We start from the raw sequence: 22457 nt of genomic DNA, 5'->3' as shown, positions 1-22457 counted from the left end.
CGATGGACCCGGCTGACCGGACCCTATCAGTTCTTTTCGATGCGGATGACCTGCGGACGGCCGGTTATCACCCGATCTTGCTGGACGGCATGCAGGGCCTGGCGCACCGCATCTTCAGTGGTTGCGTACGTGATGAGGATGACCGGCACCGGGGATGGCTTGCCGCGTGTATTTACCGGCTCGACTGCGCCATCAGGATGACGCTGGACGATCGATTCAATGGAAATTTTCTGCTCGGCAAGACGCGTCGCGATGGTCGCGGCAGTTCCCGCAAGATCGCGCGCCATCAGGCGAATGTAATAACCGCCCTCATGGCGCTTCATCGGCGCCTTGGTCGTGGTTTTCAGTTTCTCGACCGGCCGCCCGAACGGCGCCGCGTGAATTCCTCGCGCCACATCCGCAATATCCGCAAGCACGGCAGAGGCGGTCGCAGCACCGCCGGCGCCAGGGCCCACCAGCGTGATCGGCGGAATTCCCTCGCCGTCGATGGTCACGGCGTTCGTGACGTCCATCACCTGCGCGATCGAGGATGACTTCGGCACCATGGTCGGATGCACGCGCTGTTCGATGCCGGACTCGGTGCGCACCGCGACGCCAAGCAGCTTGACGCGATAGCCAAGCTCTTCGGCGGCGCGCAGATCTTCCGGCGCAATCGATGAAATGCCTTCGACGTAGACAGCGCTCTGATTGACTTTGGTGCCGAATGCGAGGCTCGCGAGAATGGCGAGCTTCTGTGCGGTGTCGTGTCCGTCCACGTCGAACGATGGATTGGCCTCGGCGTATCCGAGCCGCTGCGCATCCTTCAGGCATTCCGCGAACGACAATCCTTCGCGTTCCATCCGCGTCAGGATGTAATTGCACGTGCCGTTGAGAATGCCGTAGACGCGATGAATGTCGGTGCCGGCAAGGCCTTCGCGCAGCGTCTTGATGACGGGAATTGCCGCGCCAACTGCGGCTTCGTAGTTCAGCGCGCCCCCGTGTTTTTCCGCCAGCGCAGCAAGGCGCGATCCGTGCTTGGCGATCAGCGCTTTGTTCGCGGTGACCACCGATTTTCCGTTCCGGAGCGCCGCTTCGATCGCCGACAGGGCCGGCTCGCCGGCCCCGCCCATCAGTTCGACGAAGCAATCGATCTTCGGATCACTGGCCAGGGCCAGCGGGTTCTTTGCCCATTCGATCCCGCGCAGATCGAGACCGCGCTTCTTTGCTTTCGAACGTGCGGATACAGCGACAACCTTGACGCCACGGCCACACCGCGTCGACAAGGCCCTGCCCTGACTTTCGATCAGGCGGACTACCTCGGCACCCACGGTGCCGAGGCCCGCAATACCCACCTTGAGTGGTGCGACCATCTTACTGAAAACCTGCCGGAAAATTATCGCCGATTGGCGAGCGGAACCACGTTGTGCAACGATTCAACGCCAGTTTCAAGGAAGCGCCGGATATTGCGGGCTGCCTGGCGAATACGCTGCTCGTTTTCCACCATCGCGATGCGGACATAGCCTTCGCCATGCTCGCCGAAGGCGACGCCGGGCGACACGACGACACCGGATTTTTCCACCATCAGCGTCGCGAACTGCATGCTGCCGACCTCGCGGAACTTCTCCGGCAGAGGCGCCCAGGCGAACATCGAAGCCGCGGGCGGCGGAATGTCCCAGCCTGCCCGGCCAAAGGTTTCCACCAGCACGTCGCGGCGCTTGCGGTAGGTGTCGCGCATTTCCTTGATGCAGTCCTGCGGACCGTTTAACGCTGCGGTCGCAGCGACCTGCACCGGCGTAAACGCACCATAGTCGAGGTACGACTTCACACGGGTCAGTGCCGCAATGATCCGCTCATTGCCGACGGCAAAGCCCATGCGCCAGCCGGCCATGGAGAATGTCTTCGACATCGAGGTAAATTCGACGGTGACGTCGATCGCGCCCGGCACCTGCAAAACCGACGGCGGCGGCACGCCTTCGAAATACAGCTCTGCATAGGCCAGATCGGACAGAATGAAGATCTCATGCTTCTTCGCGAACGCGACCAGATCCTTGTAGAAATCAAGCGACGCGACATAGGCCGTCGGATTTGACGGATAACACGCGATCATCGCGATAGGCTTGGGGATCGAGTGAATGATCGCTTTCTCGAGCGCGCTGAACAGCTCCGGCGTCGGCTCGGCAGGAACAGAGCGAACCACACCCCCCGCCATCAGAAAGCCGAAGGCGTGGATCGGATAGCTCGGGTTCGGTACCAGCACCACGTCACCCGGTGACGTGATCGCCTGCGCGACATTGGCAAAGCCTTCCTTGGAACCAAGTGTCGCGACGACCTGGGTTTCCGGATTGAGCTTCACGCCAAAACGGCGCTCGTAATAGGCGGCCTGCGCACGGCGCAGGCCGGTGATGCCCTTCGACGCCGAATACCGGTCGGTTCGCGGCTTGCCGAGGGTCTCCTTGAGCTTCTCGATCACATGCGGAGGCGTCGGGAGGTCCGGATTTCCCATGCCAAGGTCGATGATATCGGCCCCGGCGTTCCGCGCGGCCGCCTTGGCCCGGTTGACTTGCTCGAACACGTAAGGCGGCAGACGACGGATACGGTAAAACTCTTCCATGGGTTGGGCTCCGAAAGCCGGTAAAACCGGCGATAACGACGAGATCAGTAACGTGTTTTGCACCGAAGTGGAATTCGGTACGGCGGTTAGAAGACGCGGAATTTCAGCATATTAAGCGGATTCGAGCGCAATGCGGGGGACCCCGCACCAGAATTTGCATTTTTGCGATTGAATCGTGGTCTTTTTAGCACCAACCGGGGGTTGCGGCGAAGTGCAAATCTTAATTGCTGCGCCGCTGGGCGGCCTGGGCACCGGACGCCTGCCTGTCCCGGGCTGACAGCAAATCCTTCTCCAGTTTGTCCTGCTGGGCCTGATCCAGCACCCTTTCCTGCCGTGGAGCAGGAATATCATGCACGGGGAGATATTCGGCCGGGGCCGCGGGCCGCGCAGGCGTGTTGGCGGGCAGCCCAACCAGGGGCGCATCAGCGATCGTGGATGCGCAACCGCCCAGCGCAATGCCGAGCAGCATCACGCCCGCCCAAACCGGTGAGCGCCGAAGCGGATGCGTGTGGCGTCGCACAGAAATTGTCGCGTCCCCTGATTTAAATCGGCACGATTCCTGCTCTGTGAAATGCAGGCGATCTGAACTCAGCATCGGCGGAAAGCGTTAACTCCCGACCAACAGCCGCTGCGAAGCAGATCGCGTTCATGAGGCCCTAATATGACCGAAGTATTAATCATGTCGCAGCGCAGCACATGCAAATCAGCAGGCCCATCCGAACTATGCCATGATGATGTTGCGAACTCACAGCGTTCGCGGTTTGAAACAAGAGTTTAGAAGCAAGCGATGAGTGACACTCTGCTAAGCACCAAGTCCGGAGACTCCGGCGCCGCGAAAAGCTTCGATCCGGAAGCCTTCTCCGCAAATCTTGCGCGTGCTCTTGAATCAAGCGGCCGCGCCCTCTCCGCCTATCTGAAGCCTCGCGAAAACGGCGAAGCCAAAGATCGTCCGCCGGGCGAGCTGAATGAGCTGGTGAAGACGTTCACGTCCGTGGCGGAGTACTGGCTCTCCGACAAGGACCGCGCTGCCAGCGTTCAGGCGAAGCTGGGCAAGGCCTACCTGGATCTGTTGACCAGCGCCGCACGCCGCCTGTCCGGCGAGGCGACATCGCGCGCTGCCGATCCCTCGCCGCGCGACAAGCGCTTCCAGGACCCCGAGTGGAAATCGAACCAGTTTTTCGATTTCGTGATGCAGGCTTATTTGCTGACTACGCAGTGTGCCAACGATCTGGTCAAGAACGCCGACGGCCTCGATCCGCATACCCGCAAGAAGGCGGAATTTTACGTTCAGCAGGTCACAAACGCGATTTCGCCGTCTAACTTCGTGCTGACCAATCCGGAAGTGTTGCGCCAGACGCTGTCGAGCAATGCCGACAACCTCGTCCGCGGCATGACGATGCTGGCGGAGGATATCGAGGCCGGTCACGGAACGCTCAAAATCCGCCAGTCCGCGGCCAATCTGGAGATCGGCAAGGACCTCGCGCTGACGCCGGGCAAGGTGATCTATCAGAACGAGGTGATGCAGCTCATTCAGTACACGCCGACGACCGAAACCGTTCTCCGCACGCCGCTGCTTATCGTGCCGCCCTGGATCAACAAGTTCTACATTCTCGATCTGAATCGCGAGAAGTCGTTCGTTCAGTGGTGCGTCAATCAGGGCATCACGGTGTTCCTGATCTCGTGGGTCAACCCCGACAAGAAGCTCGGCGGCAAGACCTTCGAAGACTACATGCGCGAAGGCCCGCTGACGGCGATGGACGTCATCGAGAAAGCCACCGGCGAAATGCGTGTCCACACCATGGGCTACTGCGTCGGCGGCACGCTGCTCGCAACGACGCTGGCATGGCTTGCGGAAAAGCGTCAGGTGCGCGTGACCTCGGCGACCTTCCTGGCCGCGCAGGTCGATTTCACCCATGCAGGCGATCTGCTGGTGTTCGTCGACGAGAGCCAGATTTCAAATCTCGAACGCGACATGAACAGGGCTGGCGTGCTCGAAGGCAGCAAGATGGCGATGGCCTTCAACATGCTTCGTTCGAACGATCTGATCTGGTCGTACGTGGTCAGCAATTATCTGAAGGGCAAGGAGCCCGCCGCCTTCGATCTGCTGCACTGGAATTCGGATGCCACCCGCATGCCGGCGGCGAACCATTCGTTCTATCTGCGCAACTGCTATCTCGAAAACCGGCTGTCCACCGGCACGATGGCGATCGACAATACCCAGCTCGATCTCTCCAAGGTGAAGGTGCCTGTCTACAATCTCGCCACCAAGGAAGATCACATCGCGCCGGCCGAGTCCGTGCTTTACGGCTCGCAATTCTTTGGCGGCCCGGTCAAATACGTCCTCGCCGGCTCAGGTCATATCGCGGGCGTGGTCAACCCGCCGGAGATGAACAAATACCAGTACTGGACCAACGACCGCATCGGCGATGTCACCCTCGCCGACTGGATCAAGGATGCGCAGGAGCATAAGGGGTCCTGGTGGCCGGACTGGCGATCGTGGCTCGAGTCGATCGACGCCGAGCAGGTGCCCGCCCGCATTCCTGGCAGCGGACCTCTGGAAGCCATTGAAGACGCACCGGGAAGTTATGTCCGGGTCCGCGCCTGAGCATAACGTCTGCCGCGGCGTTGGCCTCGCATCGCCAATCGTCTATGACTTCACACGTTATTTGCTTCGTCGACTCGTCCCGTACCATGACGGGACGATGAATGCATTTCCACCCGCCTCCGGGCAGGTCTTGCAAGATTGGAAGGACAAACGTCGATGACACGTGAACTGTTCTGGCTGACGCTGACCGTTATTTTCACCGGCCTGCTGTGGGTGCCCTACGTTCTCAACCGCTGCCAGGTGCGCGGCCTCGGCGGCGCAATGGCCAATCCGTCGCGCAACGACAAGCCGCTCGCCGAATGGGCGAACCGTCTGCTCTTTGCACACGACAATGCCGTCGAGAACCTCGTGGTGTTCGCCCCGCTGGTCCTGATCCTCAATGCTATCGATTATTCGAGCAAATGGACCGTGCTTGCGTGCGCCGTCTACTTCTGGTCGCGCGTTGCCCATCTCATCGTGTACACGCTCGGCGTGCCTGTTCTGCGCACGCTGACATTCCTGATCGGCTTTGCAGCCCAGGCCATGCTGGCGCTCGCGATCTTCAAAATCCTCTGATCCGAATTCGACGAGACAAAAAAAGGGACGGCTCATCGCCGTCCCTTTTTTATTGCCCGCTGCGCCTCACTTACGGAAACATCGGCGGCTGATCGATGCCCATCGTCTCCGGCAAGCCGAGCACCAGATTCATGTTCTGCACCGCCTGCCCCGACGCACCCTTGGTGAGATTGTCGAGCGTCGAAACAATGATCGCCCGTCCCGCGATCCGATCCGCCGCCACGCCGATGAAGGTCATATTCGAGCCACGCACATGCCGCGAATGCGGGGTCTTGCCGAACGGCAAAACGTGAACGAACGGCTCCTTCTCGTACTGGTTCACCAGAATCTCGTGAAGGTCCTGCGCGATCTTTCCCCTGCGGCCCCGCACATAGATCGTCGAGAAGATTCCCCGGTTCATCGGGAGGAGATGCGGCGTGAACGATACGACGACCTCCTTGCCGGCGGCCTTTGAGAATTCCTGATCGAGTTCAGCCATATGCCGGTGCTGGCCGACGCCATAAGCATTGAAACCCTCGGAGACCTCCGAGAACAGCATCTCTTCCTTCGCCGAGCGCCCTGCTCCGGTCATTCCGGACTTCGCGTCGATGACGATTTCATCCGGCTCGATCGCCTTGGCTTTCAGCAGCGGGATCAGCGGCAACTGGGCGCAGGTCGTGTAGCAGCCGGGATTGGCGACCAGGCGGGCCTTCTTGATGTCGCGCCGGTAGACTTCGACAAGCCCGTAGACGGCTTCCTTCTGAATTTCGAGCGCGTGATGCTCGTGACCGTACCACTTGGCATAGGCGGCCGGATCTTCCAGCCGGAAGTCCGCCGACAGATCGACGATCTTGATATCCGGCGCCTTCGCGAAGACGTCCTTCAGTACCTTCTGCGTGGTGGCGTGCGGCAACGCGCAGAACACCAGATCAAGTCCGGCCTTGGCCCAATCGACCTCATCGATTGTCACCAGCCGCGGCAGATCATATGGCGCGAATTGCGGAAACACGTCGCCCATCATCTGCCCGGCGCGCCGGTCGGCCGTCAGGACCGCGATCTCCACGCGGGGATGACGCAGCAGCAGCCGCACGAGTTCTGCCCCGGTGTATCCGGAGGCGCCAAGGATGCCGATTTTCTTCTTCGTGCTCATGGCGCGATCCCTTCGTGCACAGTGCTTAACGTTTCGTCTTCGATGGAGGCAAAAGCCTGCGGGCGCATGGCGCGCATCGCAGCCGACAGTTTCTGCGCGCTCGCCGACTTCTGTAAGGCCAAAGCGCGTGTCACCGCAACATGGTCTGCATCCGATTTATGCTGGTTCAGTTTGAAACTGCCCTCGACATTTTCGACCGCCATAACCAGCCCCACGATCGCTTTCATCATGGCCTCGCGCCGTCCCGCCGACATCTTGTCCATGGTCCACGGCCGCTTCGGCGCAAGATCATTTTCGAACCGGGCACTGGCCTGGCTCAGATGATCGGGCAGCTGCTGTCCCGTCATTACCCGCACCGGACCTGTCATATGAACCGCTTCATAGAGCCATGTCGGCACCTGATCGGGCGAAACGTACCAGTCTGGCGACACATAGGCATCTGCATCGCTCACGGCGAACAGCCACGGCGTCACGCCATCGGCGAGACCGATCAGCGGGTTGTGGCGGGCGAGATGAAAGCAGACCAGCGGCGTACCGTCGCTGCCATACTCGATATGGAACGGCACCGGCGACGCGAGCGGCTTCCGGCCGTCGTGAGCGCAGGCCAATCCGAACCCGCGTGCGGCGGCGAACGCGAGGCAGGCAGCGCGGTCAACTCGAAAGGCGGGTGGAACATACATTGCAAACTCCTGCTTCTGCGAGGAGCCGCCTGAGATCAAACCGCGTGTTTGGGGAGCAAAGCGTGCCGCGGACTGTCTCCGGCGGCACGAGGGGTGATCTTAAACGCAATCAACCGCCCATACCGCGAGAATGCGGCGGCGGCGGGCAGCGATGATGGTTGCGCTCAAAATCATGGGCGCGGATATAGGTCCGCGCCCATTCTCCGTCAAGGAAATATCTGCCGTCAGATCGACGGGTTCCACGGGGCCGGTACCCAGCGATAGCCGGAGCCGTCCTTCTCGATGTTGGCGAGCCCCGGAAACGGATAGTGGAAGCCCTGCACACGCATCCGGTCCGCCGCGAGCATGTCATAGACCTTGCGCCGGGTGGCTTCGGCCTGGGGCCCATCCTGGTCGAACGATGCCTGCCAGCCCGGATTACGCACGAACAGGTCGGGGATGTTCGTGACATCCGACTGGATAAACACCTTGTCCGCGCCGGACGACAGCACATACGACGTGTGACCCGGCGTGTGGCCGATGGTCTCGACTGCGAGCAGGCCGGGCGCGACATCCTTGCCCCACTCATAGGGCGTGACCTTCTTTTTCAATCCGGTCTCGAAGACGCGCCGGTTGTTCTTGAACAGGCCCTCCATGCGGCCCGCCGGCGCGCGGCTCATCTCGCCGTCGTCCATCCAGAACTTCCACTCGACAGACGGAACGAGCACTTCGGCATTCGGAAATGCCGGCTGGCCGTCGGCGGTGAGCAATCCGTTCACATGGTCGCCATGGAAATGCGAAATCACCACCATGTCGATGGCCTTGGAATCGATCCCGGCGGCCGCAAGGTTGCTGGCGAACTGGCCGGCGGAGCCCCTGCTGCTTGCGAACGCAGCAGGTCCGTTGCCTGTATCGATAACCACCAGCTTGCCGCCCGTATTGATCACGAGTGGTCCGAAATAGACCGTGACGGAGTCGCGAGGGCGAAATGCTTTTTCGAGCGAGGCATTCACCTCCTCTTTCTTTGCGTTCGTCACAAAGTTGTCAGCGAGCGGAAATGTGAGGGCCCCGTCAGAAACCACCGTCACTTCGGCGTCGCCAACCTTGTAGCGGTAGAAGCTAGCGTTCTGCTTGCCGGCAACGGGTGCTGCGGCCTTCGCGGGATTGGAGGACAACAGCGGAGCCGCAGTGAGAGCAGCAGCGCCAGCCAGTGCGTGACGTCGTGTCAAATCCATCGTGTTTCTCCCGGTTCATGAAATTCAGAATGCCGCTGTTTCGCGGTCGTTAGCGTGCCGTCCTGTTGCAAATCATTCGCAGCACACCCACACACGACAACCGGCGCGTCAATTTAACACCGGTGCGCGACAGCTATTCCCGATCACGAATAGTTTTGAAATGCGCTGTCACATGAGCATTTTGACGCCCATGATTCCGGGCGCCATCAAAAGAGCGGACCACACGAACGCCGAAGTAAAATTCGCGAACTGGAAATGCCAGTATTCCATTTCCACAACGCCCGCGACCAGGGGAACGGTTGCGCGCAGAGGTCCGGAAAAACGGCCGATGAAAATACCGAGCACGCCCCATTTTTTCATGAAGCGTTCCGCGCGCGGCAGCATGTCGGGAAAGCTCGACATCGGCCACATGTGGGCAATGCGGTCGTGGAATCTCACTCCAATCCAGTACGACAGCCAATCGCCGCATGCCGCGCCGAGTCCCGCAGCGATCCAGATCGGCCAGAAGTTGATTCCGCTAACACCGATCAGCGCACCGATGGAAACCAGTGCGCCCCAAGCTGGAATGATAAGCGAGAGAAAGGCCAGCGACTCCGCAAAGGCGAGCCCGAAGACAATGGGCATTGCCCACATCTGATGGTCGCGGACAAACTCAGCGAGCCCGCGGGTCATTTCCTCGAACGTCATGCGAAATCCCAAATCCGGCTTATCGAATCTGCCGGTTCCCCCTCATTTCGAATACCACGGCGGCAGCTGCCATGTTTGGGAACCGCCTGCGTCACATTTGCCGCCCTAACCGTGGCATAGTAACAGCCAACGATTCGCTCCCCGATCACGATATATCAAGACTTAAGAAGCATGGCTAAATCACTGAATAAAAAAGAGAAAACAGACGCCGACCTGTTCGCCTCTTCAGGCAAGAAGCCGGGCGCGCCGGCGAAGGCTGCGGCCAAGCCGTCAGGCGCCGAGGCCGGGTATACCGCGCGCGACATTGAAGTTCTGGAGGGCCTTGAGCCCGTCCGCCGCCGTCCCGGCATGTATATCGGCGGCACCGACGAGAAGGCGCTGCATCACCTGTTCGCCGAAGTCATCGACAACTCGATGGACGAAGCGCTGGCCGGCCACGCGACTTTCATTGAAGTGCATCTCGGCGCTGACGGATATCTCACCGTCGTCGACAACGGACGCGGCATTCCAGTTGATCCGCACCCGAAGTTTCCGAAAAAATCCGCTCTCGAAATTATCATGTGCACGCTGCATGCCGGCGGCAAGTTCGACTCCAAGGTCTATGAGACGTCTGGCGGCCTCCACGGCGTCGGCGTGTCCGTGGTGAACGCCCTCTCCTCGCAGCTCGTGGTCGAGGTCGCGCGCAACCAGAAGCTCTACAGGATGACGTTCGAGCGCGGAAAGCCGAAGGGCAAGCTCGAAGAACTCGGCAAGATCAACAACCGCCGCGGCACCAGCATCCGCTTCAAACCCGATACGGATATTTTCGGCGCCAAGGCCGTGTTCAAGCCGCAGCGCCTGTTCAAGATGGCGCGCTCAAAGGCGTACCTGTTCGGCGGTGTCGAAATCCGCTGGCGCTGTGACAAGGAACTGCTCAAGGGCGTCGATGATGTTCCTGAGGAAGATACCTTCCATTTCCCTGGCGGCCTGAAGGACTATCTCGCGGCAGCGATCCATGCCGACACACTGGTGCACCCCGATATTTTCTCCGGCAAGTCCGGCCGCAACGGCGCTCATGGCGCCTGCGAATGGGCCGTCGCCTGGACGGCCGATGCTGACGGATTTCTGTCGTCCTACACCAACACGGTTCCGACGCCCGACGGCGGCACGCATGAAGCGGGTTTCCGCAGCGCGCTGCTGCGCGGCCTGAAGGACTACGCCGAGCGCATCGGCCAGGGTAAGAAAGCGTCTTCCATTACGTCCGAGGACGTCATGGTCGGTGCCGCCGCGATGCTGTCGGTATTCGTCCGCGAGCCTGAATTCCAGGGCCAGACCAAGGACCGTCTAGCAACCGCCGAGGCCCAGAAGATCGTCGAACAGGCCATCAAGGACCCGTTCGATCACTGGCTAACCGGCAATCCGCTGCAGGCCAACAAGCTGCTCGAATTCGTGGTGGAGCGCGCCGACGAGCGGCTGCGCCGCCGAGCCGAGAAGGAAACCTCGCGCAAGACCGCGGTGAAGAAACTGCGATTGCCGGGCAAGCTGGCGGATTGCACCAACAGCGCCACTGAGGGCTCCGAACTCTTTATCGTCGAAGGCGACTCCGCAGGCGGCAGCGCCAAGCAGGCGCGCGATCGCAAGACCCAGGCGATCCTGCCGCTGCGGGGAAAGATCCTCAACGTCGCATCCGCGACCAAGGACAAGCTCACCGCCAACGCCCAGCTCGCCGATCTCATTCAGGCGATCGGAGCGGGGATCGGCGCGCAGTATCGCGAAGAGGATTTGCGCTATTCGCGCATCATCATCATGACCGACGCCGACGTGGACGGCGCGCATATTGCCTCGCTGCTGATCACGTTCTTCTATCGGCAGATGCCGCGCCTGATCGACGAAGGCCATCTCTATCTCGCCGTGCCGCCGCTCTATCGCCTCACCCACGGCTCCAAGACGGTGTACGCACGCGACGAAGCGCATCGTGATGAACTCCTGAAAAAGGAATTCCACGCCAACGCAAAGGTCGACATCGGACGCTTCAAAGGCCTCGGCGAGATGATGCCGGCGCAGTTGAAGGAAACCACGATGGACCCCACCAAGCGCACCATGTTGCGTGTCGTGCTGCTGCCGGACGATCGTGAAGGCACCGCCGATTCCGTCGAGCGCCTGATGGGCAGCAAGGCCGAAGCCCGCTTCGCCTTCATTTCCGACAAGGCCGAGTTCGCCAGCGAGGACCTGCTGGACGTGTAAGCCCGCCAGTGCAACCAATCCGGCGCGAAGGCGTAGTGTTCATATGAAAACGCTATTCCTCATCGTCGGAACGCTGGCGCTTGTCACCGGACTGCTCTGGATCGGCCAGGGCACGGGTTACGTGAACTGGCCGCGGTCCAGTTTCATGGTCAGCCAGATGCAATGGGCTTACTATGGCGCCGCGCTTGGCATCGCCGGACTGCTGATGATTGTGATTTCGCAACGCCGCTAGGCGACATCAGTTTGGTATGATTTGATCTCCGCAAGCGACGAAGACCCGCAGCGGAGACACCATGCAAAAATCCCCCTTCGATCTCACCGGCAAGATTGCCATCGTCACCGGTGGCAATGGCGGCATCGGCCTCGGGATGGCCCTTGGCCTAGCTCGTGCGGGCGCAGGTATCGTCATCGCCGGACGCAACAAGGACAAATCCGAGGAAGCCGTGCGCGACATCGAGGCGCTTGGCGCCAGCGCGCTGGCAGTCTCCGTCGATGTGACCGACATCGCATCCGTCGGGGCCATGGTTGAAGCCACGCTCGCGCAAATGGGGCGGATCGATATCCTGATCAACAACGCGGGCATGAGTGTCCGCCAACCCGCCCACGCTCTCAGTCTGGATGACTGGCAAACCGTGATGAACACCAACCTCACGAGCGCCTTCATCTGCGCGAAGACCGTCTATCCGGCGATGAAGCAGGCCGGCGGCGGGAAGATCATCAACATCGGCTCCATGACATCGATCTTCGGCGCAGCTTACGCGCCCGCCTATGCCGCGAGCAAAGGCGGCATCGTGCAGTTCACCAAATCGATCGCGTTGTCGTGGGCCGCCGACAATATTCAGGCCAACGCCATTCTGCCCGGCTGGATCGACACCGCCCTCACCCGAACCGCGCGCGCGCAGGTTCCGGGGCTCAACGAGAATGTGCTGAACCGGACGCCCGCGAAACGCTGGGGCAACATCGACGATCTCGCCGGAGCCGCTGTGTTTCTCGCGTCGCCTGCATCCGATTTCGTCACGGGCGCCGCGATCCCGGTGGACGGCGGTTATTCAGCGCAGTAATCGCTCGCCCGCTTCGGGCGAATGCACATGTTCAGGGCGAATGCCGATGCCAAGCAGTCGTGCCGTCAGCCCCTGCAACCATGGCATTGCCGTGATCAGCCGGGCGACAAACGGCGGCTTCAAGTCCTCGCCCGACAGCGCCCGGTTGATGACGTTGTCCTGAATGACCGTCTGCATGGTCTGCGTCATTCGCGCGGGAAACAGGCGGCGTCGCTGAACCTGCTCAAGGTCTGCGAGCGAAGGCCCGCCACTCTTGCCGAATTTGTCGAACAGAAGATTTGCTGCGGCAACTGCGTCCTGCACCGCGAGATTGACGCCGACACCGCCGACGGGTGACATCGCATGCGCAGCGTCGCCAATACAAAGCAGGCCGGGCAATGCCCAGCGCGTCAGCCGGTCGATCCGAACCGTCAGCAGTTTCACGTCGTCCCAGTTCCGGACGTCGCCAATTTGCGGTCGCAGGATGGGTGCAAGAGACGCCACGTTGTCGCGGAATGCATCGAGCCCGCGCGCCTTAATCTCATCGATCTTGCCCTTTGCAATGACGTAGGCGCACTGCCAGTAGTCGTCGCGGTCGATCGTCACGATCATCTGACCGCGCTGCAACCGCGCAAAAATGCCGTCGCTATCGGCCTTCGATTTTCCCACGCGAAACCAGAGCACATCGATGGGCGCACCGATATTTTCAACCGTCAGGCCGGCCTGCTTGCGGATGATCGAATGCCGGCCATCGCATGCGACAGTGAGATCGGCCGAAATCTGAAGCGTTCCGCCCGGGACCTTGGCAACAACGCCGGTCATGCGCGAGCCGTCCCTGACCAATTCAATCGCCTCGGTATCTTTCAGGATTTGAAGCGACGGGAAACGCGCGCCCTTGGTTTCGAGAAAATTGAGGAAGTCCCACTGCGGCATCAGCGCGATGAAAGGGCACGCGGTGTCCAGCCGCGTCAGGTCTGCAATCTGGATCGGAATTTTCCCGAACATGCCTTGCATGTGCGTGAGTTGCTGATGCGGAATCTTCAGGAAATCGTAAAGGAGCCCGAGCTCCTGCATCACCTGCAATGTCGAGGGATGAACCGTGTCACCCCGAAAGTCGCGGAAGAAGTCGGCGTGCTTTTCAAGAACGACAGTCTTGATTCCTGCACGGCCCAGCAGATAGCCCAGCATCATCCCTGCCGGACCTCCTCCGACGATGCAGCACTGTACCGTCAGAAACCGTCTGGCGGGTCCACTCGCGCTTTCGAAGGACATCGACGTTCCCTTCTTACCGCCGGAAGTTCTTGATCTCCGAGAGACTGCCGTCCTGATAGGTCAGTTCGACTGAAACGGATTTCGTCGACGCTGGGATCTTCATATACGACGCGGCGTTTTCAGGGATAGCCGACGGGTCCTTGGGATTGCATGGCGGAATCTTGACCACCTGGTTCGGCACCGTCGTGTCGATGCCGATGCGCATTTCGCGGATCGCGCAGCGATACGACAAAATCTGCGAGTAGTAGACCAGCGGTCCGCTGTAGCCGCCGAACGCGAGCCAGTTATTCGATGTCATGTCCAGCAGCTTTCGATGGCTCGCGATCAGCGCGGCCTCGGGATCGAACTTGATTGGGAAAGGTCCCTGCATCTGACCGGTCGGATCGACGTAACGGACCTGAATCGTCGCAGCCGGAGCATCGTTCGGCAGTTCGATCGACGGATTCGGCATGCGGCGCCGGGTTCGCGGATCGAGCGCGTCGGTGAACCCCGTCTCCTTGAATTCGCCGCTCTCGCCTAACCGCCAGGAAATCGCCAGCGTCGGATCGGCAATGGAGAATGCAATCGACCATCCGCCATTGTGGCGCATGAAACTCGCAATCGGGGCATTGCCGTTGTCGATCGCCACCGGAGGCGTCGGCTGTACCGGCAGCGCCGCGACCTGTGTTTGCGCCTCGACTGCGATGGCACGTTCGCTGTCCTTGGCTGGCCTCAGGATGAAATCACCGACGATCTGATCGTAGTAGGCCGGGGTCTGCATCCGGCTTGCTGCCGCCGTCATCTGACGTACATCGGACTGCGTCCGTTTGGCGATCTGCACCAGATTGAGTCCGGGCTGCGCCAGTTCGCGCACAAAGCTGCGGGTAAAAACCGAGTTCGGATTCGGATCGTTATCGTTCAGACGATCAAGCGCAGTCTGCTTGGCACCCGCCGAGAAGATCACGAACACGCCTTCCGGCGGTGAAATCGGAGCCAGTCCTCCGCTTCCGCCCAGCGCACGCGTGCCTGTCGCCTCAAAAGGATTGTTGCGGCAGGCATCGAACACGAAGATCGAGGTCCTTGCACCGCGGGCCTGAAGACGCGAGATCACACGCTCGGCTGCGAACGCACCGTCGCGGATCAGTTCTTCCTGCCCCTGCGTGACCGCAGCAATGTCGGTCGGCAGCAGATAGTTCTGACCGTTGATCTCGAAGCCGTGCCCCGCGAAGAAGAAGAATGCCGTGTCTCCGGGTTCGACAACCTTGTCGAACGCCAGCATCGTTTCGCTGAAAGCCTGCCGGGTCTGGTTTTCGGCGAACAGCACGTTGAAACCGAGTTGCTTGAGCGCATCGCTCATGGTGCGCGCATCGTTCACCGCTTTCTGCAGCCGGGGCACGTTGCGGTAGTCGTTGTTGCCGATGACCAGCGCCACCCTCTTTTCGGCATGAGCAGGGGCAATAAACGCCGCCGTCAGCGCGACAAGGCCGATCAGCAGTCTCCGAATCCGATGGCTGGTCATGGTCCCTGTCCCTGGCCGCCCCACGGGCAAGGGCCCGGTTCCGGCGGTTAGTATGTCATAGTCGCCTGCTACAAGAAGGCGGTTCATATGGCCCGATTCCAGGCCTCCGAAACCCTTCAACTTGTTGTCGGATTAAGGTTTTTCGCGGTTTTTGCCCCTAAATTCATTGACTTTCACCGTTTCAGGCCTATGTTCCGCTGCAACGCGGTCAGAATCGAGACGTGGTTTCCTGGCCAGCCGCCTGTCGGCAAATATCTCCCTCCCCGTGCCCTTAAAGCGTGCCGTTCCGGGGTGAGGCGCGACAGAAATTTCCAGAGTCCGAACGGCGATTTCGACTCGAGGCTCAATGTCCTTTTCCAATCTCGGCCTGTCCGACAAGGTTCTCGCTGCTGTTGCGGCCACCGGTTATACGACCCCTACTCCCATTCAGGAAAAAGCGATCCCCCACGTTCTCGCCCGGCGCGACGTGCTCGGCATCGCCCAGACCGGCACCGGCAAGACTGCCGCTTTTGTGCTCCCGATGCTGACGCTGCTCGAAAAAGGCCGCGCACGGGCTCGCATGCCGCGCACCCTGATTCTTGAACCGACCCGCGAACTCGCGGCGCAGGTGAAGGAAAATTTCGACAAGTACGGCGCCGGCCAGAAACTGAATGTCGCGCTGCTGATCGGCGGCGTCTCGTTCGGCGACCAGGACACCAAGCTGATGCGCGGCGTCGACGTGCTGATCGCCACACCCGGCCGCCTGCTGGATCACACCGAGCGCGGTGGCCTGCTTCTCACCGGCGTCGAGCTGCTGGTAATCGACGAAGCCGACCGCATGCTCGACATGGGCTTCATTCCCGACATCGAACGTATCTGCAAGCTGGTCCCGTTCACCCGGCAGACCCTGTTCTTCACGGCGACAATGCCGCCGGAAATCCGGCGCATCACCGAGACTTTCCTTCACAATCCCGAGAAGGTCGAAGTCTCCAAACCCGCCTCCACCGCGATCACCGTGACTCAATCGCAGGTCGGCGTGGGCCGCGAACCGCACGAAAAACGCGAAATGCTCCGGCAGTTGCTGCGCGACGCCAAGGACCTCAAGAACGCGATCATCTTCTGTAACCGCAAGCGTGACGTGGCGGTTGTTTACAAATCGCTTCAGAAGCACGGCTTCAGTGTTTGCGCCCTTCACGGCGATATGGACCAGTCGGCTCGCACAGCCTCCCTCGACCAGTTCCGCAAGGGTGAACTACCGTTGCTGGTGGCCTCCGACGTCGCCGCCCGCGGCCTCGACATCCCTGAAGTCAGCCACGTCTTCAACTTCGACGTTCCCCATCACCCCGACGATTACGTCCACAGGATCGGCCGCACCGGCCGCGCCGGACGCCTCGGGACCGCGATTTCAATCGTCAGCCCGGCGGACCAGAAGTCCGTCGTAGCGATCGAAAAGCTGATCGGCCAGCCCATCGCCCGCGCCGATGTGGCCCCCGTTGCAAGCACCGAAGCCGCGCCATCGCCCGTCCGCGAACAGCAGACCGAACGTGCGCCCGACGATCGCAAGCCGCGCCGCGACTCACAGCGAAGCCGTGGCGGCCGCAACAAGTCCCGGAAGCCTGACGGCGCCGATCGCAAGCCCCATGCCGCCGAAAAGCCGGCCCAGGCCCCATCCATTGGACGCGCGATGCCTGCGGCAGCAGCCCGGGAACAGCATGCCGAGGCGGCGGACCATTCACATCTGCCCGCGTTCCTCCTGCGGCCCATCCGCGCCCGCGGCTGACCACAACCAATTGACCCGTCTGCGGATTGGAACCGTTTACGGGTCATTCATTCTCGTCCCTTAACGTGCCTCCAATACTTTTAGCCATTTCGTTAAAGGGCGGGCAGAAGCTTGCCTTGAAGGGCACGGAACGTGATTGGCCTGTTGGAAGAATATGAACGCACCATGGCGTTCGCTGAAGTTGCTTTGGGCCAGATTCGATCCCTGCGCCAGAACGCGGTGCCTCGCAACTACGAGATTTGGTACATCTACGCGACTGGTTACAATTCCGCCCTCAACAAGATCATCAACGAGACGCTGTCGCGCAACGGCAAATTGACCGAAGCCGATCTCGAGCAGATCTACGAAACCTACCTTTCCCAGAACCGGACCACCGAGCGGATCGACACGGTCGGAACACGCGTCATCAACGAAATCGACGACGTGATGAATCTCATCACGGACGCACTGGGAATGACCTCGACATTCGGACGAAGCCTCGAAGGCGCCACCCAGAAGCTATCCAGCGCCCGGGATCGCGAACAGGTCAAGATCGTGGTCGAAGCGCTCGTGGCATCGACCCGGGAGATGCAGGAAACCAATAAAGCTCTGGAAGCGCGTCTCGCAACGTCCAAGCAGCAGATCAGCAGCCTCCAGCACAGCCTCGAAGCCATCCGCACCGAGAGCCTGACCGACCCCCTCACCTCGCTGGGAAACCGCAAGTTCTTCGACCGCGCCTTAGAAGGCGCCGTAGCGCACGCGGCCGAAAGCGGCGAGCCGTTGTCCCTGCTGATGCTGGACATCGACCATTTCAAATCGTTCAACGACAATTATGGCCATCTCACCGGTGACCAGGTGCTGCGCCTCGTCGCGATGTCGCTGAAACAAACCACTAAGGGCCAGGACATCACCGCACGTTATGGCGGCGAGGAATTTGCCGTGGTGCTGCCCAACACCGCTTTGCGTCAGGCTCTGACAGTTGCCGACAACATCCGCCGTGCCGTCATGTCCAAGCAACTGAAGAAAAAGTCGACGGGCGAAATCCTCGGCCGCGTGACGATCTCGGTTGGCGTATCGATGCTTCAGCCCGGCGACGATCGCGAGCGGCTGATCGAGCGTGCGGACGCCTGCCTCTACGCAGCCAAACGCAATGGCCGCAACCGCGTCATCTGCGAGGCCGATCCCGAATTCTCTCCGGTCGACCGTATTCAGGTCGCCTAGCGCTTTTTCACGGACGACCGTTTCGAGTTCGTTTTGCGGCCCGCAGCTTTCTTCACTGCGGGCGATTTTGATTTTCTGACTGTATTCGGTTTCCGGGGGGCAGCCTTGGGCGGAGCTTTCCGCTGGCCTGGGCGCTTCTTCACACCAACTTTCCTGGCAGCAGCGCGCTTCGCTGCCCCGACAGCTTCGCGCGCCCAGACCGCCAGTTCCTCGGGATCATCGTAAAGCCGCTCTGGCAAGTGCCGGTAGGACTTCACGACGACCGTCTTGTTCCGGGTTTCATACTGGAATGGCTTTGCGCCTTCGGCCTCGTAACGCGCGACTGTCTGCTCGTCGACCCTGAAGATGATCCCGGCGCGCAGCGCCATGGCGAAGTTCACATCGTCAGCGACGATGCCGTAACCGCTGAACATCCTGCGCAGGACGACCGGCCCGAACTCAGAGAAAAGATCGATGAGATAATCGCTATCCATCGCGTCTTCCGCAAAAGCTTGCCCTCGGGCTCGACCCGAGGGTGGTATCGGTTTTGCGACCAGAATACGCGAAAACTAAAAAGCCGGACCGAATGAATTAGCCGACTTTGGCAGGCGTCAACTGAACCGACTCGCCGCAGCCGCAGGCGCTGACCTGATTGGGATTGTTGAAGATGAACTGCGCCTGCATCTTGTCGGCCTTGTAGTCCATCTCCGTGCCGAGCAAAAACAGCACGGCCTTCGGATCGACCAGAACCTTCACGCCCTTGTCTTCCACGACCTCGTCGGTCGGACGGACCTCGTGGGCATATTCGACAGTGTAGGACTGGCCGGCGCAGCCGCCGTTCTTGATGCCGACACGAAGGCCGACAATTTCCGAGTCCGCGCGCGCGGCGAGTTCCTTGACGCGCGACGCAGCCGCTTCCGTCAGACGCATCACCTGCGGACGGGGGCGCACAGCTGGCTTGGAAGGCGCGGGAGCATTTGGCATCATACCGGTCATTTGTTCATTCCTCGTGGCGGTTCAAGGCCGCCCTGAAATGCAGATAGATACTGAAGCTAACTGAGTCGTCTCAACTCACCACATATTGAGGACGAGGCGCGCCTCGTCTGACATCCGGTCGGGGGTCCAGGTCGGCTCCCAAACCACGTTGACGCTAACGGGGCCCACACCAGCAACGCTGGCCACCGCGTTCTCAACCATGGTCGGCAGCTCGCCGGCGGCGGGACAGTTCGGCGTCGTCAGCGTCATCTGTACATCGACGGAGCGGTCGTCCTTGATGTCGACCTTGTAGATCAGGCCGAGTTCGTAGATGTCCGCCGGAATTTCCGGATCGAAAACCGTCTTCAGAGCCGCCACGATGTCCGTGCCCAGACGCTCGGTTTCCTCAGGCGGAAGCGCCGACTGGGTGTCGAATTTCAGGGCCGCTGGTTCAGCGGCCTGGATGGTGTCGTTCATGCGAATAGCTCCCGCGCCTTGATGAGCGCCTGTGCCAGCTGGTCGACTTCAGCGCGCGTATTATACATGCCAAATGAGGCACGGCACGTCGCCGTCACGTTGAATCGCTCCAGAAGGGGCATGACGCAATGGGTGCCTGCCCGCACCGCAATGCCGCCCCGGTCGATTACCGTCGCCACATCATGTGGGTGCGCGCCCTTCATTTCGAAAGATATGACAGGTCCCTTCCCCTTTGCGGTGCCGATGATGCGCACCGAATTGATCTCGCGCAGCCGGTCGGTCGCATAGGTCAGCAGGTCGTGCTCGTGGGCCGCGATGCGATCCTTGCCGACCGAGTTGACGTAATCGATGGCGGCCCCGAGCCCGATGGACTCGACGATGGCCGGGGTGCCTGCCTCAAACTTGTGCGGCGGATCGCCGTAGGTCACCCAGTCCTTGGCGACCTCGCGGATCATCTCGCCGCCGCCATTGTAGGGGCGCATCGCGACCAGATGATCATATTTCGCGTACAGCACGCCGATCCCGGTCGGACCGTAAAGCTTGTGGCCAGTGAAGACGTAGAAATCGCAATCGATGTCCTGCACATCGATGTTCAGATGAACCGCGCCCTGACTGCCGTCGACCAGCACCGGAATGCCCCGCGCATGCGCGAGCTTCACGATGTCTTTGACCGGAACAACAGTCCCGAGCGCATTCGACATCTGCGTGATCGCGACCAGCTTGGTCTTGGGCGTGAGCAGCTTCTCGAACTCGTCGATCAGGAAGTTGCCCTCGTCATCGACCGGTGCCCACTTGATCACTGCGCCATGGCGCTCGCGCAGGAAATGCCACGGCACGATGTTGGAGTGATGCTCCATGATCGAGAGCACAATTTCGTCGCCGGCCTTGATGTTCGGCTCGCCCCAGGACGACGCCACGAGATTGATCGCTTCGGTGGCATTGCGTGTGAAGATGATCTCTTCATTGCGCTTTGCGTTCAGGAACTGCGCCACCTTGGTGCGGCCGCCCTCATAGGCGTCCGTCGCAGCGTTGGCAAGATAATGCAGGCCGCGATGAACATTGGCGTATTCGGACTTGTACGCCTCGGTCATGCGATCGAGAACTGCCGTCGGCTTCTGCGCCGAAGCCGCGTTGTCGAGATAGACCAGCGGCTTGCCGTAAACCTTCAGCGCAAGCGCCGGGAAATCCTGGCGGACACGCTCGACATCATATGAGCCGTTGGCAACTGCCGGATGCATGATCAGCCTCGCGTCGCCAGCCATCGCCCGGCAGCCGCGACCGCAAAGTCGCGAAGGTTATCGTCCGCGATCGACTCGATCGCTTCACCGACAAAAGCCGCGATCAGAAGCGCCTGTGCTTCTTTCTCGGGCAGGCCGCGCGCGCGCAGATAGAACAGCAGGCTCTCGTCGAGAGCACCCGCGGTTGCGCCGTGACCGCAGGTCACGTCATCCGCGAAGATTTCGAGCTCAGGCTTGTTGTCCGCCTCCGCTTCGTCCGACAGCAGTAGCGCACGGGTCATCATCTTGCCGTCGGTCTTCTGCGCGTCGGGACGCACGATGATGCGGCCCTGGAAGACCGAATGGGCCCGATCGTCCAGCACCGAGCGGAACACTTCGCGGCTGGAGCAGTGCGGCACCGCGTGATCAACCACGAGCGTAGTATCGCCATGCCGGCGCGCGCCGAGCAGATTGACACCGTTGGTGGTCAGTTCGCTGCCTTCGCCGGCGAATGTGATGAAGCCCTGATAGCGGCTGACATTGCCGCCATTGGTCAGATTGAATGTATTGAGCTTGGCCTTGGCGCCAATCGTGAAGATGCCGGTCGAGATGTTGGCGGCATCGAGCGCATCCTCCATCAGCCGGACATGCTGAAGCTCAGCCTCGTCACCGATCCAGATGACGACGGAATCGTGCGTCTGATAGGACTTCGCGCCTTCCGCGGCGACGAAGCTCTCGACGAACGTCACGTTTGCACCCTTCCCGACCTTGAGCAGCGAGCGCGTGACAAGCGACGTGCCCGAGTCCGTGGCCACATGAACGATATGAATCGGTTTTGCGAGCGCAGCGCCCTCGGCGACATCGATCACGACACCATCCGTCGCGAGCGCGGCATTCAGCGAAATCATCGCATCCGACGCCACGCTGGTTTGCAGCAGATCAGCACGGACCTTGTTGCCGTCGTCTTCCAGAACTTCACGCAGCGTTCGCAGGTGGACACCCGCTTCCAGCGCCGTCACGTCCGACAACTGCGGCGCGAACACGCCATCCACCAGCACAAGCTTCTGGGTGCTGTCGATGCCGAGCGACTTCACCGCCTTGGCCGCACGCGCGAGATCGGCCTGATCCGGCGCTGGTGCCAGCGGCGCGATCTCGCGCAGCAGTGCACGCAGATCGGTGTACTTCCATTCCTCGATGCGCCGGTGCGGAAGGCCGAGACGCGCAAAGTCTTCGAAGGCGTTTTGCCGAACCTCGGCAACCGGGCCCGACCCGGGCAGACGGCTCCGCGCCGCGGCGAACAGTTCGCCGAGCGCATGGTCCGTCGTGGGCTTAACCAGTGCAACGTTCATGATTGGAC

Annotated in this window: 21 protein-coding genes; 7 read left to right on the top strand and 14 right to left on the bottom strand. The window is 60.9% G+C overall.

Annotation, left to right across the window (positions count from 1 at the left end; all coding sequences use genetic code 11):
• Positions 1 to 26: 26 nt before the first annotated feature.
• The 3 genes from AC1Q67_RS19980 to AC1Q67_RS19970 form a co-directional block, all read right to left on the bottom strand.
• Entirely contained in the window at positions 27 to 1349 is a 1323-nt protein-coding gene (locus tag AC1Q67_RS19980) for a homoserine dehydrogenase (RefSeq protein WP_492236637.1), read from the bottom strand.
• Between the two features lie 23 nt (positions 1350 to 1372).
• Positions 1373 to 2590 carry an LL-diaminopimelate aminotransferase gene (locus AC1Q67_RS19975; protein ID WP_024577823.1) on the bottom strand — a complete coding sequence of 406 codons (1218 nt, stop codon included), beginning with the start codon at positions 2588 to 2590 and terminating at the stop codon, positions 1373 to 1375.
• A 220-nt stretch (positions 2591 to 2810) separates the two neighbouring features.
• Entirely contained in the window at positions 2811 to 3059 is a 249-nt protein-coding gene (locus tag AC1Q67_RS19970) for a hypothetical protein (RefSeq protein WP_051358566.1), read from the bottom strand.
• A gap of 318 nt (positions 3060 to 3377) precedes the next feature.
• Here AC1Q67_RS19970 and AC1Q67_RS19965 point away from each other — a divergent pair, with 318 nt between their 5' ends.
• Together AC1Q67_RS19965 and AC1Q67_RS19960 are read left to right on the top strand one after the other, a co-directional pair.
• Positions 3378 to 5195 carry a PHA/PHB synthase family protein gene (locus tag AC1Q67_RS19965; protein ID WP_492236638.1) on the top strand — a complete coding sequence of 606 codons (1818 nt, stop codon included), beginning with the start codon at positions 3378 to 3380 and terminating at the stop codon, positions 5193 to 5195.
• A 156-nt stretch (positions 5196 to 5351) separates the two neighbouring features.
• The gene (locus AC1Q67_RS19960) at positions 5352 to 5750 is read left to right on the top strand and encodes an MAPEG family protein (protein WP_425994110.1); all 399 of its coding nucleotides are present in this window, start codon (positions 5352 to 5354) and stop codon (positions 5748 to 5750) included.
• A gap of 70 nt (positions 5751 to 5820) precedes the next feature.
• Here the strand turns inward: AC1Q67_RS19960 and argC are convergent, their stop codons facing one another.
• The 4 genes from argC to AC1Q67_RS19940 all read right to left on the bottom strand — a co-directional run bounded on the left by argC (position 5821) and on the right by AC1Q67_RS19940 (position 9460).
• Positions 5821 to 6879, bottom strand: a complete 1059-nt coding sequence (gene argC / locus AC1Q67_RS19955) for an N-acetyl-gamma-glutamyl-phosphate reductase (RefSeq protein WP_492236639.1) — start codon at positions 6877 to 6879, stop codon at positions 5821 to 5823.
• Positions 6876 to 7559 (bottom strand): FMN-binding negative transcriptional regulator, encoded by a 684-nt coding sequence (locus AC1Q67_RS19950; protein WP_024577589.1) that lies wholly within the window; start codon positions 7557 to 7559, stop codon positions 6876 to 6878. The genes argC and AC1Q67_RS19950 overlap by 4 nt, the downstream gene beginning before the upstream one ends.
• Positions 7560 to 7783: 224 nt before the next feature.
• Complete coding sequence (locus AC1Q67_RS19945; RefSeq protein WP_492236640.1) at positions 7784 to 8773, bottom strand: MBL fold metallo-hydrolase; 990 nt, start codon at positions 8771 to 8773, stop codon at positions 7784 to 7786.
• 168 nt (positions 8774 to 8941) lie between these two features.
• Entirely contained in the window at positions 8942 to 9460 is a 519-nt protein-coding gene (locus AC1Q67_RS19940; RefSeq protein WP_492236641.1) for a DedA family protein, read from the bottom strand.
• 171 nt (positions 9461 to 9631) lie between these two features.
• Between AC1Q67_RS19940 and parE the strand changes: the two genes are divergently transcribed.
• The 3 genes from parE to AC1Q67_RS19925 all read left to right on the top strand — a co-directional run bounded on the left by parE (position 9632) and on the right by AC1Q67_RS19925 (position 12744).
• Positions 9632 to 11683, top strand: coding sequence for a DNA topoisomerase IV subunit B (parE, locus tag AC1Q67_RS19935; protein WP_492236642.1), 2052 nt, complete (start codon positions 9632 to 9634; stop codon positions 11681 to 11683).
• A 43-nt stretch (positions 11684 to 11726) separates the two neighbouring features.
• Positions 11727 to 11915, top strand: coding sequence for a hypothetical protein (locus AC1Q67_RS19930; protein ID WP_492236643.1), 189 nt, complete (start codon positions 11727 to 11729; stop codon positions 11913 to 11915).
• Positions 11916 to 11976: 61 nt separating this feature from the next.
• Positions 11977 to 12744, top strand: coding sequence for an SDR family NAD(P)-dependent oxidoreductase (locus tag AC1Q67_RS19925; protein WP_492236644.1), 768 nt, complete (start codon positions 11977 to 11979; stop codon positions 12742 to 12744).
• Here the strand turns inward: AC1Q67_RS19925 and AC1Q67_RS19920 are convergent.
• Positions 12733 to 13995: an FAD-dependent oxidoreductase gene (locus AC1Q67_RS19920; RefSeq protein WP_492236645.1), complete on the bottom strand. Its 1263-nt coding sequence runs from the start codon at positions 13993 to 13995 to the stop codon at positions 12733 to 12735. The two genes, AC1Q67_RS19925 and AC1Q67_RS19920, sit on opposite strands and share 12 nt — an antisense overlap.
• 13 nt (positions 13996 to 14008) lie before the next feature.
• Positions 14009 to 15493 carry a caspase family protein gene (locus AC1Q67_RS19915; RefSeq protein ID WP_492236646.1) on the bottom strand — a complete coding sequence of 495 codons (1485 nt, stop codon included), beginning with the start codon at positions 15491 to 15493 and terminating at the stop codon, positions 14009 to 14011.
• Between the two features lie 346 nt (positions 15494 to 15839).
• On the opposite strand from AC1Q67_RS19915, the gene AC1Q67_RS19910 reads away from it, so the two are divergent.
• Together AC1Q67_RS19910 and AC1Q67_RS19905 are read left to right on the top strand one after the other, a co-directional pair.
• Positions 15840 to 17252 carry a DEAD/DEAH box helicase gene (locus AC1Q67_RS19910; protein WP_492236647.1) on the top strand — a complete coding sequence of 471 codons (1413 nt, stop codon included), beginning with the start codon at positions 15840 to 15842 and terminating at the stop codon, positions 17250 to 17252.
• A gap of 132 nt (positions 17253 to 17384) precedes the next feature.
• On the top strand, positions 17385 to 18452 hold the full coding sequence (locus tag AC1Q67_RS19905) for a GGDEF domain-containing protein (protein ID WP_024577580.1): 1068 nt from the start codon (positions 17385 to 17387) through the stop codon (positions 18450 to 18452).
• Here the strand turns inward: AC1Q67_RS19905 and AC1Q67_RS19900 are convergent.
• From AC1Q67_RS19900 to sufD, 5 genes are all read right to left on the bottom strand, one after another.
• Positions 18449 to 18925 (bottom strand): TfoX/Sxy family protein, encoded by a 477-nt coding sequence (locus AC1Q67_RS19900; protein WP_492236648.1) that lies wholly within the window; start codon positions 18923 to 18925, stop codon positions 18449 to 18451. The genes AC1Q67_RS19905 and AC1Q67_RS19900 overlap by 4 nt on opposite strands.
• 97 nt (positions 18926 to 19022) lie before the next feature.
• Positions 19023 to 19427 (bottom strand): HesB/IscA family protein, encoded by a 405-nt coding sequence (locus AC1Q67_RS19895; protein WP_492236649.1) that lies wholly within the window; start codon positions 19425 to 19427, stop codon positions 19023 to 19025.
• Between the two features lie 75 nt (positions 19428 to 19502).
• Positions 19503 to 19883, bottom strand: a complete 381-nt coding sequence (locus tag AC1Q67_RS19890; RefSeq protein ID WP_492236650.1) for an SUF system Fe-S cluster assembly protein — start codon at positions 19881 to 19883, stop codon at positions 19503 to 19505.
• Complete coding sequence (locus AC1Q67_RS19885) at positions 19880 to 21121, bottom strand: cysteine desulfurase (RefSeq protein ID WP_492238164.1); 1242 nt, start codon at positions 21119 to 21121, stop codon at positions 19880 to 19882. The genes AC1Q67_RS19890 and AC1Q67_RS19885 overlap by 4 nt, the downstream gene beginning before the upstream one ends.
• A gap of 2 nt (positions 21122 to 21123) precedes the next feature.
• Positions 21124 to 22449, bottom strand: a complete 1326-nt coding sequence (sufD, locus tag AC1Q67_RS19880; protein ID WP_492236652.1) for a Fe-S cluster assembly protein SufD — start codon at positions 22447 to 22449, stop codon at positions 21124 to 21126.
• Positions 22450 to 22457: the final 8 nt, after the last annotated feature.

It is taken from the genome of Afipia sp. GW823-FHT06G09 (genome assembly GCF_058794875.1).
This window is presented reverse-complemented; position numbering and strand designations above follow the sequence as displayed.

Bases quoted from the DNA above. Each gene is read 5' to 3' on its own strand.
- AC1Q67_RS19980 (WP_492236637.1), bottom strand. From the start codon at position 1,349: ATGGTCGCACCACTCAAGGTGGGTATTGCGGGCCTCGGCACCGTGGGT.
- AC1Q67_RS19975 (WP_024577823.1), bottom strand. From the start codon at position 2,590: ATGGAAGAGTTTTACCGTATCCGTCGTCTGCCGCCTTACGTGTTCGAG.
- AC1Q67_RS19970 (WP_051358566.1), bottom strand. From the start codon at position 3,059: ATGCTGCTCGGCATTGCGCTGGGCGGTTGCGCATCCACGATCGCTGAT.
- AC1Q67_RS19965 (WP_492236638.1), top strand. From the start codon at position 3,378: ATGAGTGACACTCTGCTAAGCACCAAGTCCGGAGACTCCGGCGCCGCG.
- AC1Q67_RS19960 (WP_425994110.1), top strand. From the start codon at position 5,352: ATGACACGTGAACTGTTCTGGCTGACGCTGACCGTTATTTTCACCGGC.
- argC (WP_492236639.1), bottom strand. From the start codon at position 6,879: ATGAGCACGAAGAAGAAAATCGGCATCCTTGGCGCCTCCGGATACACC.
- AC1Q67_RS19950 (WP_024577589.1), bottom strand. From the start codon at position 7,559: ATGTATGTTCCACCCGCCTTTCGAGTTGACCGCGCTGCCTGCCTCGCG.
- AC1Q67_RS19945 (WP_492236640.1), bottom strand. From the start codon at position 8,773: ATGGATTTGACACGACGTCACGCACTGGCTGGCGCTGCTGCTCTCACT.
- AC1Q67_RS19940 (WP_492236641.1), bottom strand. From the start codon at position 9,460: ATGACGTTCGAGGAAATGACCCGCGGGCTCGCTGAGTTTGTCCGCGAC.
- parE (WP_492236642.1), top strand. From the start codon at position 9,632: ATGGCTAAATCACTGAATAAAAAAGAGAAAACAGACGCCGACCTGTTC.
- AC1Q67_RS19930 (WP_492236643.1), top strand. From the start codon at position 11,727: ATGAAAACGCTATTCCTCATCGTCGGAACGCTGGCGCTTGTCACCGGA.
- AC1Q67_RS19925 (WP_492236644.1), top strand. From the start codon at position 11,977: ATGCAAAAATCCCCCTTCGATCTCACCGGCAAGATTGCCATCGTCACC.
- AC1Q67_RS19920 (WP_492236645.1), bottom strand. From the start codon at position 13,995: ATGTCCTTCGAAAGCGCGAGTGGACCCGCCAGACGGTTTCTGACGGTA.
- AC1Q67_RS19915 (WP_492236646.1), bottom strand. From the start codon at position 15,493: ATGACCAGCCATCGGATTCGGAGACTGCTGATCGGCCTTGTCGCGCTG.
- AC1Q67_RS19910 (WP_492236647.1), top strand. From the start codon at position 15,840: ATGTCCTTTTCCAATCTCGGCCTGTCCGACAAGGTTCTCGCTGCTGTT.
- AC1Q67_RS19900 (WP_492236648.1), bottom strand. From the start codon at position 18,925: ATGGATAGCGATTATCTCATCGATCTTTTCTCTGAGTTCGGGCCGGTC.
- AC1Q67_RS19895 (WP_492236649.1), bottom strand. From the start codon at position 19,427: ATGACCGGTATGATGCCAAATGCTCCCGCGCCTTCCAAGCCAGCTGTG.
- AC1Q67_RS19890 (WP_492236650.1), bottom strand. From the start codon at position 19,883: ATGAACGACACCATCCAGGCCGCTGAACCAGCGGCCCTGAAATTCGAC.
- AC1Q67_RS19885 (WP_492238164.1), bottom strand. From the start codon at position 21,121: ATGCATCCGGCAGTTGCCAACGGCTCATATGATGTCGAGCGTGTCCGC.
- sufD (WP_492236652.1), bottom strand. From the start codon at position 22,449: ATGAACGTTGCACTGGTTAAGCCCACGACGGACCATGCGCTCGGCGAA.